The 13,603-nt window shown below is 71.2% G+C and carries 12 protein-coding genes; 9 read left to right on the top strand and 3 right to left on the bottom strand.

All coding sequences use genetic code 11. The annotated features are described in order from the left end of the window. Nucleotides 1-2: 2 nt before the first annotated feature. From aroC to DEU34_RS07675, 4 genes are read left to right on the top strand one after another with little or no spacing between them, the layout of a single operon-like run. Nucleotides 3-1,232 carry a chorismate synthase gene (gene aroC / locus DEU34_RS07660; protein ID WP_121149486.1) on the top strand — a complete coding sequence of 410 codons (1,230 nt, stop codon included), beginning with the start codon at nucleotides 3-5 and terminating at the stop codon, nucleotides 1,230-1,232. Continuing rightward, a complete protein-coding gene (locus DEU34_RS07665) occupies nucleotides 1,216-1,746 on the top strand; it encodes a shikimate kinase (RefSeq protein WP_121149487.1) in 531 nt (176 codons plus the stop codon). The genes aroC and DEU34_RS07665 overlap by 17 nt, the downstream gene beginning before the upstream one ends. Continuing rightward, nucleotides 1,743-2,819 carry a 3-dehydroquinate synthase gene (gene aroB / locus DEU34_RS07670; protein ID WP_121149488.1) on the top strand — a complete coding sequence of 359 codons (1,077 nt, stop codon included), beginning with the start codon at nucleotides 1,743-1,745 and terminating at the stop codon, nucleotides 2,817-2,819. Before DEU34_RS07665 ends, aroB begins: the two co-directional genes overlap by 4 nt. A 33-nt stretch (nucleotides 2,820-2,852) precedes the next feature. Continuing rightward, entirely contained in the window at nucleotides 2,853-5,174 is a 2,322-nt protein-coding gene (locus DEU34_RS07675; protein WP_121149489.1) for an FdhF/YdeP family oxidoreductase, read from the top strand. A gap of 3 nt (nucleotides 5,175-5,177) precedes the next feature. Here the strand turns inward: DEU34_RS07675 and DEU34_RS07680 are convergent, their stop codons facing one another. Then, entirely contained in the window at nucleotides 5,178-6,038 is an 861-nt protein-coding gene (locus DEU34_RS07680) for an NTP transferase domain-containing protein (RefSeq protein ID WP_121149490.1), read from the bottom strand. After that, on the bottom strand, nucleotides 6,035-7,276 hold the full coding sequence (glp, locus tag DEU34_RS07685; protein ID WP_310793505.1) for a gephyrin-like molybdotransferase Glp: 1,242 nt from the start codon (nucleotides 7,274-7,276) through the stop codon (nucleotides 6,035-6,037). The genes DEU34_RS07680 and glp overlap by 4 nt, the downstream gene beginning before the upstream one ends. An 81-nt stretch (nucleotides 7,277-7,357) precedes the next feature. On the opposite strand from glp, the gene fdhD reads away from it, so the two are divergent. Both fdhD and DEU34_RS07695 read left to right on the top strand, forming a co-directional pair. Then, nucleotides 7,358-8,242 carry a formate dehydrogenase accessory sulfurtransferase FdhD gene (gene fdhD / locus DEU34_RS07690; protein ID WP_121149491.1) on the top strand — a complete coding sequence of 295 codons (885 nt, stop codon included), beginning with the start codon at nucleotides 7,358-7,360 and terminating at the stop codon, nucleotides 8,240-8,242. Further along, a complete protein-coding gene (locus tag DEU34_RS07695) occupies nucleotides 8,239-8,697 on the top strand; it encodes a type II 3-dehydroquinate dehydratase (RefSeq protein WP_121149492.1) in 459 nt (152 codons plus the stop codon). The genes fdhD and DEU34_RS07695 overlap by 4 nt, the downstream gene beginning before the upstream one ends. On the opposite strand, the gene DEU34_RS07700 is transcribed toward DEU34_RS07695, so the two are convergent. Beyond that, nucleotides 8,675-9,361, bottom strand: coding sequence for an HAD family hydrolase (locus tag DEU34_RS07700; RefSeq protein WP_121149493.1), 687 nt, complete (start codon nucleotides 9,359-9,361; stop codon nucleotides 8,675-8,677). The two genes, DEU34_RS07695 and DEU34_RS07700, sit on opposite strands and share 23 nt — an antisense overlap. Nucleotides 9,362-9,542: 181 nt before the next feature. On the opposite strand from DEU34_RS07700, the gene efp reads away from it, so the two are divergent. The 3 genes from efp to DEU34_RS07715 are packed head-to-tail and all read left to right on the top strand — an operon-like array spanning nucleotide 9,543 to nucleotide 13,549. After that, on the top strand, nucleotides 9,543-10,103 hold the full coding sequence (gene efp / locus DEU34_RS07705) for an elongation factor P (RefSeq protein ID WP_116646605.1): 561 nt from the start codon (nucleotides 9,543-9,545) through the stop codon (nucleotides 10,101-10,103). A gap of 12 nt (nucleotides 10,104-10,115) precedes the next feature. Continuing rightward, entirely contained in the window at nucleotides 10,116-10,526 is a 411-nt protein-coding gene (gene nusB / locus DEU34_RS07710; RefSeq protein WP_121149494.1) for a transcription antitermination factor NusB, read from the top strand. Between the two features lie 50 nt (nucleotides 10,527-10,576). After that, nucleotides 10,577-13,549 carry a DEAD/DEAH box helicase gene (locus DEU34_RS07715; RefSeq protein ID WP_121149495.1) on the top strand — a complete coding sequence of 991 codons (2,973 nt, stop codon included), beginning with the start codon at nucleotides 10,577-10,579 and terminating at the stop codon, nucleotides 13,547-13,549. Nucleotides 13,550-13,603 lie beyond the last annotated feature (54 nt).

A 13,603-nucleotide genomic window follows, 5' to 3' on the forward strand; every position in this document is an offset into this window, starting at 1 on the left:
GAATGCTCCGCGTGCTCACTGCCGGCGAATCGCACGGCCCCGAACTCGTCGCCATCATGGAGGGTCTGCCCTCCGGCGTCCCCATCTCGCTCGCCGCCATCCGCGCCGACCTCGCACGCCGCAAGCTCGGCTACGGCCGCGGCTCGCGCATGAAGTTCGAGGAAGACGAGCTGAACATCTCGTCGGGCGTCGTGCACGGCCTCAGCCTCGGCAGCCCGATCGCCCTGCGCATCGGCAACACCGAATGGCCCAAGTGGGTCGAGGTGATGAACCCGGAGCCGGTCGACCTGACCGAGAAGTCCCGCGGCCGCGGCGCCGCACTCACCCGTCCTCGCCCCGGTCACGCCGACCTGGTGGGCATGCAGAAGTACGACTTCGACGAGGCCCGACCGATCCTCGAGCGCGCCAGCGCCCGGGAGACCGCCGCCCGCGTCGCGCTCGGCGCCCTCGCCCGCGCCTTCCTGTCGGAGTTGGGTATCCGGCTCGTCAGTCACACCGTCTCGATCGGCACCGTCGCCGTTCCGGAAGGGGCGGCGTTCCCGGCCCCCGACGACGTCGACGCGCTGGATGCCGACCCGTTGCGCTGCTTCGACCCGGCGACCAGCGAGCGCATGGTCGCCGAGGTCGACGCCGCGAAGAAGGACGGCGACACGCTCGGCGGCATCGTGGAGGTGCTCGCCTACGGCCTGCCGCCCGGGGTCGGATCGCACGTGCACTGGGACCGCCGCCTCGACGGCAAGCTCGCCCAGGCGCTCATGAGCATCCAGGCGATCAAGGGCGTCGAGGTCGGCGACGGCTTCCTCACCACGACGCGCCGCGGATCCGAGGCGCACGACGAGCTCTTCACCACCGACGACGGGATCACCCGGTCGACCGATCGCGCCGGCGGAACCGAGGGCGGCATGTCCACCGGCACCGTGCTGCGCGTCCGTGCCGGCATGAAGCCCATCGCCACGGTGCCCCGGGCCCTGCGCACCGTCGACGTCGCCACGGGCGAGACCGCGGCCGCGCACCACCAGCGCTCCGACGTCTGCGCCGTCCCGGCCGCCGGCGTGGTCGCCGAGGCGATGACCGCGATCGTGCTCGTCGACGTCGTTCTCGAGAAGTTCGGCGGCGACAGCGTCGGCGAGACCCGCCGCAACATCGAGACCTACCTCGCCCACCTGCCGACGACCCTCCGCACCACCGCCGACAGCGACGCGTCGCTGGCCGCGCATGACCTCGTCGGCTGAGGCGCTCGTTCTGATCGGTCCGATGGGGGCCGGAAAGACGAGCGTCGGCCGGAGGGTCGCCAAGGCCCTCGGCACCACGTTCACCGACACCGACATCGTCCTCGTGCGCGAGCACGGCCCGATTCCGCAGATCTTCGCCGAACACGGCGAAGGGCACTTCCGCCGGGTCGAGCGCGATGCCGTGCGCGCGTCCCTCGTGGCCGGTGGGGTGGTCTCCCTCGGCGGGGGAGCGATCCTCGACCCCGAGACGCGCAACGACCTCCGCGCGCACCGCGTGGTGCTCCTGACCGTCCAGCCGCGGGTGGTGGCCGCGCGCCTGCGCGACGACTCCCGTCCGCTGCTGGCGGGCGACGACGCCATGCGACGCTGGACGGCGATCTACGCCGAGCGCCGTCCCCTGTACGAGGAGGTGGCCGACGCCACCTTCGACACGAGTTCGGGCCCCCTGCAGGCGGTCGTCGACGCGATCGCGACCTGGGCACGGACCCCCACCCCCACCGAGGAGCACGCATGACCGACCTCACCACGATCTCCGTCACCGGCGACGCCCCCTACGACGTCACCATCGGCCGCGGCATCCTGTCGGGCCTCGGCGACGTGCTCCCGCCCGACGCCCGCAAGGTGCTCATCATCCACGCACCGACGCTCGCCGAGAAGGCGGAGGAGCTGCGCCAGCAGCTCGTCGGAGACCGCGAGGTGCTGCTGGCGGAGATCCCCGATGCGGAGCAGGGCAAGCGCATCGAGGTTGCTGCGTTCTGCTGGCAGATCCTCGGGAAGTCGGACTTCACCCGCACCGACGTCGTCGTGGGCTTCGGCGGAGGCTCGGTCACCGACCTCGCCGGCTTCGTGGCGGCGACGTGGCTCCGCGGCGTGTCCGTCGTGCAGGTGCCGACGACCGTCCTGGCCATGGTCGATGCGGCCGTCGGCGGCAAGACCGGGGTCAACACCGCCGAGGGCAAGAACCTCGTGGGGTCGTTCTGGCCGCCGCGCGCCGTCGTCTGCGACCTCGATCTGCTCGATTCGCTCTCGCGCAATGAGGCGACCGCCGGCTTCGCCGAGGTCGTGAAGGCGGGCTTCATCTGGCACCCCGAGATCCTCGACCTCATCGAGGCCGATCCCGAGGGCGTCGTCGACACCCGCGGCGACGCGTTCCGCCGGTGCATCGAGCTGGCCATCGACATGAAGGCGCGGGTCGTCGGCGAGGATCTTCGAGAAGCGGGGCTGCGCGAAGTGCTCAACTACGGACACACCGTGGGGCACGCCATCGAGCACGCCGAGCGCTACCGCTGGCGTCACGGCGCGGCGATCTCCGTGGGCATGGTGTTCGCCGCGGAACTGTCGCGCCTGGCTGGGCGTCTCCCGGATGCCGTCGCCCAACGCCACCGCGACGTGCTCGGCGCTCTGGGGCTCCCCGTCAGCTACCGACCGGGTGCGTGGCCGCAGCTGCTCTCGACGATCCAGCGCGACAAGAAGAGCCGCGGCGGGATGCTGCGATTCATCGTGCTGGACGACCTCGCTCGCCCGACCGTGCTGCAGGCGCCCGACGAGTCTCTCCTGTTCGCGGCCTACCAGGAAGTCGCCGGCTGACCTTTTCCCTCTGGACGTAGGTAAGCTCAGGGCATGGCGACGAAGCCCCCCGCACACGACATCGACGAAACCGACGTCACCGTCGGCTCCCGCAAGAAGGTAGCCGTGGGAGTCCCGGCCGTCCTCCACGCCCTGAAGATCTCGGTCGACCAGATGGGCGTCACGCGCTCGGCGCAGACGCTTCTCCGCGTCAACCAGAAGGACGGGTTCGACTGCCCCGGCTGCGCCTGGCCCGAGGAGGACAAGCGCCACATCGCCGAGTTCTGCGAGAACGGGGCGAAGGCGGTCGCCGAGGAGGCGACGGTCAGGCGCGTCGACGCCGCGTTCTTCGCGAAGCACTCCGTCGCCGAACTCTCCGAGCACGACGACTGGTGGCTCGGGCAGCAGGGACGACTCACCGAACCGATGTTCCTCGACGAGGGCGCGTCGCACTACCGCCCCATCTCGTGGGACGACGCGCTGCGCACCGTCGCAGACGCCCTCCGCGCGCTCGACGATCCGAACGAGGCGATCTTCTACACCTCGGGCCGGACGTCGAACGAGGCGGCGTTCCTCTATCAGCTCCTGGTGCGGGGAACCGGCACCAACAACCTGCCCGACTGCTCGAACATGTGCCACGAGTCCAGCGGTTCCGCGCTCGTGGAGACGATCGGGATCGGCAAGGGGACGGTCTCGCTCGACGACATCCACCGCGCCGACCTGCTCATCGTCGCCGGCCAGAACCCCGGTACGAACCACCCTCGAATGCTCAGCGCGCTCGAGAAGGCGAAGCAGAACGGCGCCACGATCATCGCGGTGAACCCGCTGCCCGAGGCGGGTCTCATGCGCTTCGAGAACCCCCAGACCCCTCGTGGCGTGCTGCTGGGCGGCACGAAGCTCGCCGACGAGTTCGTGCAGATCCGCCTCGGCGGAGACCAGGCACTGTTCCAGGCCATCGCCAAGCACCTGTTCGAGGTGGAGGGGGAGCGCGGCGGCGTGCTCGACCGCCCGTTCATCGAGCGCCACACGAGCGGGTTCGACGACTTCGAGCGCGCCATGGCGCATGCATCATGGGGCGAGTTCGAGACCGCGACCGGGATCGCCGAGAAGGAGCTCCGCCGCATCGCCGAGATCGTGCGCGGCTCGACGTCGACCATCGTCTGCTGGGCGATGGGACTCACCCAGCATAAGCACTCCGTTCCCACCCTCCGCGACGTGGTCAACCTCCTTCTGATGCAGGGCAACCTCGGGCGCGCCGGCGCCGGGCTGTGCCCCGTGCGAGGGCACTCCAACGTGCAGGGCGACCGCACGATGGGCATCTACGAGAAGCCGCACGAGGGCTTCCTCGCCTCGCTCGACGAGGAGTTCGACTTCTACGCGCCGCGCGAGCACGGCTACGACACGGTCGAGGCGATCCGGGCGATGCGCGACGGGAAGGCCCGCGTATTCATGGCGATGGGCGGCAACTTCGTCAGCGCGACGCCCGACACCCTCGTGACGGAAGCGGCGATGCGCTCCGTCGACCTGACGGTGCAGGTCTCGACGAAGCTGAATCGCTCCCACGCGGTGACCGGTAAGCGGGCTCTCATCATCCCCACCCTCGGGCGCACCGACCGAGACGTCCGGGGCACGGGAGAACAGCGCGTCACCGTCGAGGACTCCATGAGCGCCGTGCACGGCTCACGCGGACGCCTGCGCCCCCCGGCCGACGATCTGCTGTCGGAGCCCGCCATCCTCGCGCGGATCTGCGATCTCGTCTTCGGCGACCGTGCCGATTCGCCCAATGTGCCCCGCGCCGACTGGCGGCGTCTCGAGAACGACTACACGCTCATCCGGGATCACATCTCCCGCGTGGTGCCGGGTTTCGCCGACTACGAGTCGCGCATCGCCAAGGGGCGCACGTTCGTTCTTCCCAACGGGCCCCGCGACGACCGCACGTTCGCCACACCCGACGGCCTCGCCCACTTCACGGCGAACCCGCTGGAGTATCCGGTGATCCCCGAGGGGCGGGTGCTGCTGCAGACCCTGCGGTCGCACGACCAGTACAACACCACGATCTACGGCAAGGACGACCGCTATCGAGGCGTGCACGGCGGACGCCGCGTCGTCTTCGTGAACCGCGACGACATCGCCGAGCAGCGACTCGCCGACGGCGAGATCGTCGATCTCGTCTCGGAGTGGACCGCCCGCGACGGCACCGTCGAGGAGCGTCGGGCCGAGGCTTTCCGTGTCATCGCCTACGACACGCCCCGGGGCAACGCCGCCGCGTACTACCCCGAGACGAACGTGCTCGTGCCCCTCGACTCGGTCGCCGACACGAGCGGCACCCCGACCTCCAAGTCGGTCATCGTCCGCATCGAGCGCCGCACGGTCTGACGGTCAGTCGCCGCCGTGCTCGGCGGCGAGCCGGGTGATCTCGGCCACCGCCTCACGGACCTGATCCGGCGACCCGCCCGCGCGACCGGCCACGAGCCCTGCCACGTACGCGCTGAACGGGGCGGCGGGGCGGGCGACGCCGTTGGCCACGTCTCGGGCGAGATCGAGGATCAACGAGATCGGCAGATCGTCCTCGGAGAGGTCGAAGCGGTCGCGGAGCACCGCGGCCCAGGCATCGAGCGCCTCGGGCGGGAGGGTGCGGGAGGACGAGTCGGCCATGGTGGTCTCCGTTCCGGGCGCGACGCGTCGCCGAGCCTCGCGCAGATGATCCCACGTATCCACGTCTGCCGCTGCCGCCGCTCCCGCCTCGACGCGACCCACGCGCAGCCCGTGCACCAGGCGGTGCGCCGGAAGGCCTTCGACGCCGTCGACGAACGTCGCGAGCCGCTCACTCAGCGCTGCGGTGCGATAGAGGGCCGTGAGCCACTGCTCGCGCCCCTGGTCGTCGACGAGGCAGACGCCGTTGCCGTCGCGCCCCGCACCCGTCAAGGCCTCTGCCGCCTCCCTGGGCGAGACGAGGTCGGCCGGCAGCACCAGCACCCATTCGGCCGCGACGAGTTCCAGCGCGGTGGCGAGCGCCGCGACCGGACCACCGAACGGCGGATCCTCGCGCGCCCACCGCGCACCGGGAACACCCTCGACGCGCGGACCGACGATCACGATCGTCTCGCAGCCCACCGCGTGCGCTGCATCCACCGCTCGTCCCAGGAGGGTCGAGCCGCCCAGGTGCAGGAGAGGCTTCGCGATACCGCCCATGCGGCTTCCGCGTCCACCGGCCAGAACGATCGCAGCGACCCCCGTCATGACAGCAGCATGACGTCGACCAGGTCGCCGGGCGCGACATCGGGTGACCCGGGCTCGACGACCGCGTAGGCGTCGGCGCGTCCGAGCGCGCCCGCGCGGTGCGCGCCGGAGCCCTCGGCGACGACCGTGGAGACGGTCCACCGCGCTGGATCGTCTCGGATCACCCGCACGGGCACGTACTGTCGCCGCGCCGGGGGAGTGCGCCACCCGGATGCTGCGGGGAGCCGCAGCACGGGGCGATCGAGGCCGGCGCGCCCCTGCAACAGGAGGAGCGCGGGCCGGACGAACAGCTCGAACGAGACGGCGACACCGACCGGGTTGCCCGGGAGCCCGAAGAAGAGCGCGCCCCCGGGGAGCGTGCCGAACGCCTGAGGGCGGCCGGGTTGCATCGCGACCGACACGAACCGGATCGAATCCGCGCCACCGAGCGCGATCTTCACGACCTCGAACGCTCCGGCGCTGACGCCTCCGGAGGTCACGACGACATCCGCGCCCGCCGCACGGGCGCGATCGAGCACGGCGAGGAATGCCCCGGCTTCGTCGCCGACGCTCTCGCGGAGCACGACGTCGGCGTCTGCCTCCGCCACGAGGTTCGAGAGGAGCGTGGCGTTCGACTCGGGGATCTGACCTCGGCGCAGAGCCGACCCCAGCGGTGTCAGTTCGTCACCGGTCGACACGACCGCGACCCGCGGAGCGCGTGTCACGCGCACGGCCGAGACGCCGGCGGCCGCCGCCGCACCCATCTGCCAGGCACCGAGCCGTTCACCGGCCGGGAGGACGACGTCTCCCGCGGCGATGTCGTCGGCGCGCCTGCGAACGTGCGCGCCGCGCGCACGGGGCGCCGCGACGACGGTCGTGCCGCTCAGGGAGTCTGCGAGGCCCTCGCGCGTGGATTCGAAGGGTACGACCGTGTCGGCGGCGGTCGGCAGAGGCGCCCCCGTCATGATCCGAGCGGCCTCGCGCTCGCGCAGCGGCGGGTCGGCGTCGGAACCCGCCGGCACGTCGGCGACGACGCTCAGGGAGACCGGTGCGTCGGGCGAAGCGGCGCGCACGTCGGCGAAGCGGACGGCGAAGCCGTCCATCGCCGCGTTGTCCCACAGCGGCAGGTCGAGCGCGGTCACGACGTCGGCGGCGAGCGTGCGGCCGGCGGCGGCGGCGAGCGGCACCTCGGTCACCGGCACCCGCCGCACCGCATCGAGCACCTGCGCCCGGTGCTCCGCAACATTGCGCATGACCATCCCGCCAGCGTATCGACCGCACGACCGGCCGCAGACCCGCGGTGCGTTCTAGGCTGGGGGAAAGAGCCGATGGAGGCGCGAATGGGACGCATCACCGTGCGAAAGCCGATCCTCACGCTGCGCGTGGACGGGGAGGAGCGCCGCCGCCCCGACACGCTCGCCGTGGAGGAGCCCCTCGAGATCCGCATCGGCGGCACGCCGCTCGCCGTCACCATGCGCACGCCCGGTCACGACGTCGAGCTCGCGGCCGGGTTCCTCGTCTCGGAGGCCGTGATCTCCCGCGGCGACGAGTTCTCCGGCGCCATCCACTGCGGCGGACCCGGTACCGGAGGGGTGGAGAACACCTACAACGTGCTCGATGTCACCCTCGCCCCGGGCGTGAGCCCGCCCTCACCCGACCTCGCCCGCTCGTTCTACACGACGAGTTCGTGCGGGGTCTGCGGAAAGGCCTCGATCGACGCCGTCGAGACGGTGTCGAGCTATGACGTCTCCCGCGACCCGGCGACGGTGGAGCTTCCCCTGCTCGCATCGCTGCCCGACCTCCTGCGCGCCCAGCAGGCGGTCTTCGACAAGACCGGCGGACTCCACGCCGCGGGGCTGTTCGACGCCGTCACCGGCGATCTGCTCGTCCTGCGCGAGGACGTCGGGCGTCACAACGCCGTCGACAAGGTCGTCGGGTGGGCCGCCCTCCACGATCGCCTGCCGCTGCGGGGCACCGTGCTGCAGGTCTCCGGTCGCGCGAGCTTCGAACTCGTGCAGAAGGCGGCGATGGCGGGGATCCCGATCCTCGCGGCCGTCTCCGCGCCCTCATCGCTCGCCGTCGACCTCGCGGAAGCGCGCGGGATCACGCTCGTCGGGTTCTCGCGCGGGCAGTCGCTCAACGTCTACGGCCGAGCCGACCGCATCCTGACCTCGACACCTGCGCCCGCACCCGTCGACACGCTCGCTGATATGTTGCCCCGGTGACCACCCCTCGACGACTCCTCCTGGTGAACGGCCCGAACCTCAACCTGCTCGGCACGCGCGAGCCCGCCATCTACGGCACCGAGACCCTCGCCGACGTCGAACGGCTCACCGCCGACACCGCCCGCACGCGGGGCTTCGAGGTACGCGCCGTGCAGAGCAACCACGAGGGCGTGCTGATCGACGCGATCCACGCGGCCCGCGAGGACTGCGCGGGCATCGTCATCAACCCGGGCGGGCTCACGCACACCTCGGTCGTGCTGCGCGACGCCCTATCGGGTGTCGACCTCCCCGTGGCCGAGGTGCACATCTCGGATGTGCGCGCCCGCGAGCCGTTCCGCCACCATTCCTACGTCGCCGACGTCGCCGTCGTGCACGTGATCGGCGAGGGCGTTGCCGGCTACGCCCGGGCCGTCACGCTGCTCTGCGACGTCGTCAGCGGGCGAGCCGAGGGCTGATCGGGCTCCCGTCGAGCTGCGACAACAGGTCTGCCGCGTCGTCGTAGACGACGACCGCGCCCGCCGCGAGAAGCTCCTCGCGCCCGTACCCTCCGCTGAGGAGTCCGATGCAGGCCACGCCGGCCCGCTGCGCCGCTACGACGTCCCACACCGCGTCACCCACCATGACCGCTCGCTCGGCCGGCACGCCCGCGCGCTGCAGGGCGACCTCGATGATGTCGGGGGCGGGTTTGGCCGTCTCGACGTCCTCGGACGACGTGACGGCGTCGACCGACGGGGCGACGTCGAGCAGGTCGAGGAGCACGTCGAGCTCGTGCTGAGGCGCCGACGTCGCCAGCACCACCCGGGCGCCACGCGACGACAGTTCGGCGAGCAGCTCCCGTGCACCCTGGATGACGCGCAGTCGCCCGGTCGTGCTCGAATACACCCGGTCATGGTGCTCCTTCGCCTGATCGCCGAGGCGGTCGGCGTCGTCACCGAGCGCCTGCGCGAGCAGGTCGGCGGAGTCCATACCGATGGCGCGGTGGATGCGCCACACGTCGACGGGGTGTCCGACCGCGACGAACGCCCGGTCCCACGCCTCGACGTGGAGGTAGTTGGAGTCCACGAGGGTTCCGTCGATGTCGAACAGGACGGCGGTGGATGCGGGTGCGTCGGTGGTCATCCCTCCACACCACTGCAGACCGGCTCACCGCACGAGGGGGTGGCGGCAGGCGGCCGGGCGTGCAGTCCCGAACACGAGCGTCCGTAGCGCTCGGCCGTCGATCCCGTAGAATCGACCCTCGGGCCGCGCTCCGACGAGCGCACCGCCCGCAGACCCTCTTACGAACGGACTCCCTTCAGCCATGGCTTCCACCGCAGATATCAAGAACGGCGTCGTCCTCAACATCGACGGGCAGCTCTGGAGCGTGGTGGAGTTCCAGCACGTCAAGCCGGGCAAGGGCGGCGCATTCGTGCGCACGAAGATGAAGAGCATCATGACCGGCAAGGTCGTCGACCGCACCTACAACGCCGGCGCGAAGATCGACATCGAGAACGTCGACCGCCAGGACTTCACGTACCTGTACAACGACGGTGAAGGCTTCGTCTTCATGAACACCGACGACTACGACCAGATCACCGTTCCCGCCACGATCGTCGGCGACGCGGCGAACTACCTGCTCGAGAACCAGCAGGTCACCCTCGCGACCAACAACGGCAACCCGCTCTACGTCGAGCTGCCCGCGTCGGTGGTGCTCGAGATCACCTACACCGAACCCGGCCTGCAGGGCGACCGCTCCTCGGCGGGCACGAAGCCGGCCACCCTCGAGACCGGTCACGAGATCCAGGTGCCGCTATTCGTCGAGAACAACACGAAGGTCAAGGTCGACACCCGCACGGGTGACTACCTCGGCCGCGTCAGCTGACGCGCCCTCACGATGAGTGCACGCACGAAGGCCCGCAAGCGCGCCCTCGACATCCTGTTCCAGTCCGACGTCCGCGGCGAAGGGCTGCCGGTGATCCTGGCCGCCGAGGCGAAGCGCGCCGCGAACGAGCCCGCGCGGGAGTCGTCCTGGCTGTATGCGCGAGACATCGTCGACGGGATCATCGACCACGGTGACGAGATCGACGAGCAGATCGTGACGTTCGCGAAGGACTGGTCGCTCGCCCGCATGCCCGCCGTCGACCGCGCCCTCCTGCGGATCGGCACGTGGGAGGTGCTCTTCAACGACGAGGTCCCCGCCGCGGTCGCCATCGACGAGGCGGTCGAGCTCGCGAAGGAATTCTCGACCGAGGAGTCGGGCTCGTTCGTCCACGGCGTGCTCGGCCGCATCTCCCGCGCGGGCTGAGACTCGCGCTCCACGGTCGGCCTGTCGGAGGGCCCTGAGAGGATCTCCGCGTGAACGCGCCCGCCGATCGACCGCGCCACGACGGCGCGTCTCCGCTGTCGTGGCGCGATCTCATCGCGGCCGCCGCGCCCTCGGCCCCCGCCCCGCTGGCTCTCGGCCTCGAGCTACGGCAGCGCGAGCCACACGACCCGCGCCGCTGGGATCCGCGCACCATCGACACGGTCACCCCCCGCGCACTCGCGCGACGGCAGGACGAACTCCAACTCGCGGTACGGCCCCTCACGCGCGGGGCGCGGGGCGGCTGGGTGAAGAAGGACGCCGCCTGGGACGACGTGCGGCGGTCGACATCGAGGTTCGCTCCCGAAGCCGTGCGGTGGTTCACGGAGCTGTTCGCGATCGCGCGTCCGTCCTCCGCGGTGGGCGCGTTCTCCTCGGTGTCGGAGTGGGTGACCCTCGGACCGTCGTCATCGTCGCTCCTGTGGATGCACCTGCGCGCCGCCGAACGCGCGGGGGTGACGCTGGTGGCGACGCACCCCCAGCAGTCGATCGCCCTCGCCGACGCGGCCTCCGTCGACGTGCTGGTCGGGCCCGAGAGCGGCGGCACGCTCCGTGTCGCCGCGCGGGTCGTCGTCGACGGCGTCGTCACCGACGTCTCCCGTGTGCGGCCGCTCGGCACGAGCGCGGTCTTCTGTTTCACACTCGACACCGAGGTCATCGGGATCACCATCGCCCCCGCTGTTCTCGACGACACCGTGACCGCCCTGCTGGGCGCCCCCGGAGGCGTCGAGGTACCCGCCCACGAGGCGATGGAGTTCGTGCGCGAGGCCTACCCCCGCCTCGCGCGGCGCACGAGGGTGACACCGGTCGGCGGGCTCGATCCGCCGCCTGCGCCGCGGCCGAGCCTGCGCCTCACGGCGGCGTTCGACGACGGTGCGGTCACGTACGCGCTCGAGTGGATCTACCCGGGGCTCGCGCCCTTCCCGTATCCCGCGGCGGAGCACCCCGAGCGCGACGCGACGGCCGAGTCGGGGCAGGCCGCCGCGCTGACGCTCGCGTGGGCAGGCGCATCCGATCTTCCCTTCGCCGCGCGGGGCGTGCTGCGCGGCGCAGACGCGGGCGAGTTCTCGACGCACGTCGTGCCCGCCCTGCAGCACCTCGACGACATGCGCGTGGAAGTCACGGGCGTGCGACCGTCGGTGCGCGAGCTCACCGGCGCGCCCGAGGTCTCGGTCACCACGGTGCCGACCGACGATCCCGACTGGTTCGATCTCGGCGTGATCGTGACCATCGAGGGCCGGTGGGTGCCGCTGGCGCCCCTGCTCACCGCTCTGGCGAGGGGCCGCCGACGCATGAGGCTGGCGGACGGCGCGTACTTCTCGCTCGCCCATCCGTCGCTGACACGGCTGAAGGAGCTGCTCGACGAGGCCGCCACGCTCGACGAATGGGAGACCGGCGAGCGCATCCATCGGCATCAGACCGCGCTGTGGTCGGACTTCGAAGACCTCGCCGACCAGGCGGAGCCCGCGCAGGAGTGGCGGCAGCTCGTGCGCGGGCTCGCCACCACCGACGGCGTCGAGGAGACGGACCTCCCCGGGGGCCTTCGCGCAGAACTGCGCGGATATCAGAAGCGCGGGTTCGACTGGCTCGCCTTCCTCTGGCGCCACCGGCTCGGGGGCATCCTCGCCGACGACATGGGGCTCGGCAAGACGCTGCAGGTGCTCGCCCTGCTGCAGCACGCCCGGGAGCGGGGGGAGCAGCGCCCGTTCCTCGTCGTCGCCCCGACATCGGTGCTCGCCACGTGGCGCGAGGAGGCCGCCCGCTTCGCACCCGACCTCGTCGTGCGCACGATCGAGGCCACCGCGGCCAAGACGGGAGAGACCGTGACGGATGCCGCGTCGGGCGCCGACGTCGTCGTCACGTCGTATGCGATCCTCCGGCTCGACGAGGCGTCGTTCGCGCAGCAGCCATGGGCCGGGATCGTGCTCGACGAGGCCCAGTTCGTGAAGAACCCCCAGACCTCGGTCCACCGTGCCGCCAAGAACCTCGCGGCCGATGTGACGATCGCCCTGACGGGCACCCCGCTCGAGAACGGACTGGGCGATCTGTGGGCGCTGTTCTCGCTCACGGCACCGGGACTTTTCCCCTCGGCTCGGCGCTTTCGCGACGAGTACGTGCTGCCGATCGAGAACGCCCGCCGCGACGACCCCTCCGCGAGCGCGCACGGCGCCGAACGACTCGCGCGCCTGCGGCGCCGCATCCGTCCGCTGATGCTGCGGCGCACGAAGCAGCTCGTCGCGCCCGATCTGCCGCCGAAGCAGGAGCAGGACCTGCACATCGATCTGTCGACCGAGCACAGAGCGCTGTACGACATCGTGCTGCACCGCGAGCGGCAGAAGGTGCTCGGTCTGCTCGACGACCTCGACCGGCACCGCTTCATCGTGTTCCGTTCGCTGACGCTCCTGCGGATGCTGAGCCTGCACCCCGCGCTGATCGACGAGCGCCACGCGCCCATCGGATCGAGCAAGCTCGACGCGCTGCTCACGCGTCTGACCGAGGTGATCGCCGAGGGGCACCGCGCCCTGGTCTTCAGCCAGTTCACCTCGTTCCTGGCGCTGGCGGCCGAGCGGCTCGACGCCGCGGGCATCGCGTATGCGCATCTCGACGGGTCGACCCTGCGCCGCGGGGAGGTCGTGGAGGAATTCCGCTCGGGTGAGGCCCCGGTCTTCCTCATCAGCCTCAAGGCCGGGGGTTTCGGTCTGACCCTGACCGAGGCCGACTACGTGTTCCTGCTCGACCCGTGGTGGAACCCCGCCGCCGAGGCGCAGGCGATCGACCGCGCGCACCGCATCGGGCAGGACCGCCACGTGTTCGTCTACCGGATGCTGGCGTCCGACACGATCGAGGAGAAGGTGCGCCTGCTGCAGCAGCGCAAGTCCGAGCTCTTCGATGCGGTGGTCGACGACGGGGATCTCTTCGCCCAGTCGCTCACGGCCGACGACATCCGCGGGCTCCTCGATCTCTGACACGATCGGTCGGACCCAGGGCCGACCCAGCGGGGCGACGTAGACTCGATCGGT

It is taken from the genome of Microbacterium sp. AG1240, from assembly GCF_003635115.1.
Taxonomy (GTDB): domain Bacteria; phylum Actinomycetota; class Actinomycetes; order Actinomycetales; family Microbacteriaceae; genus Microbacterium.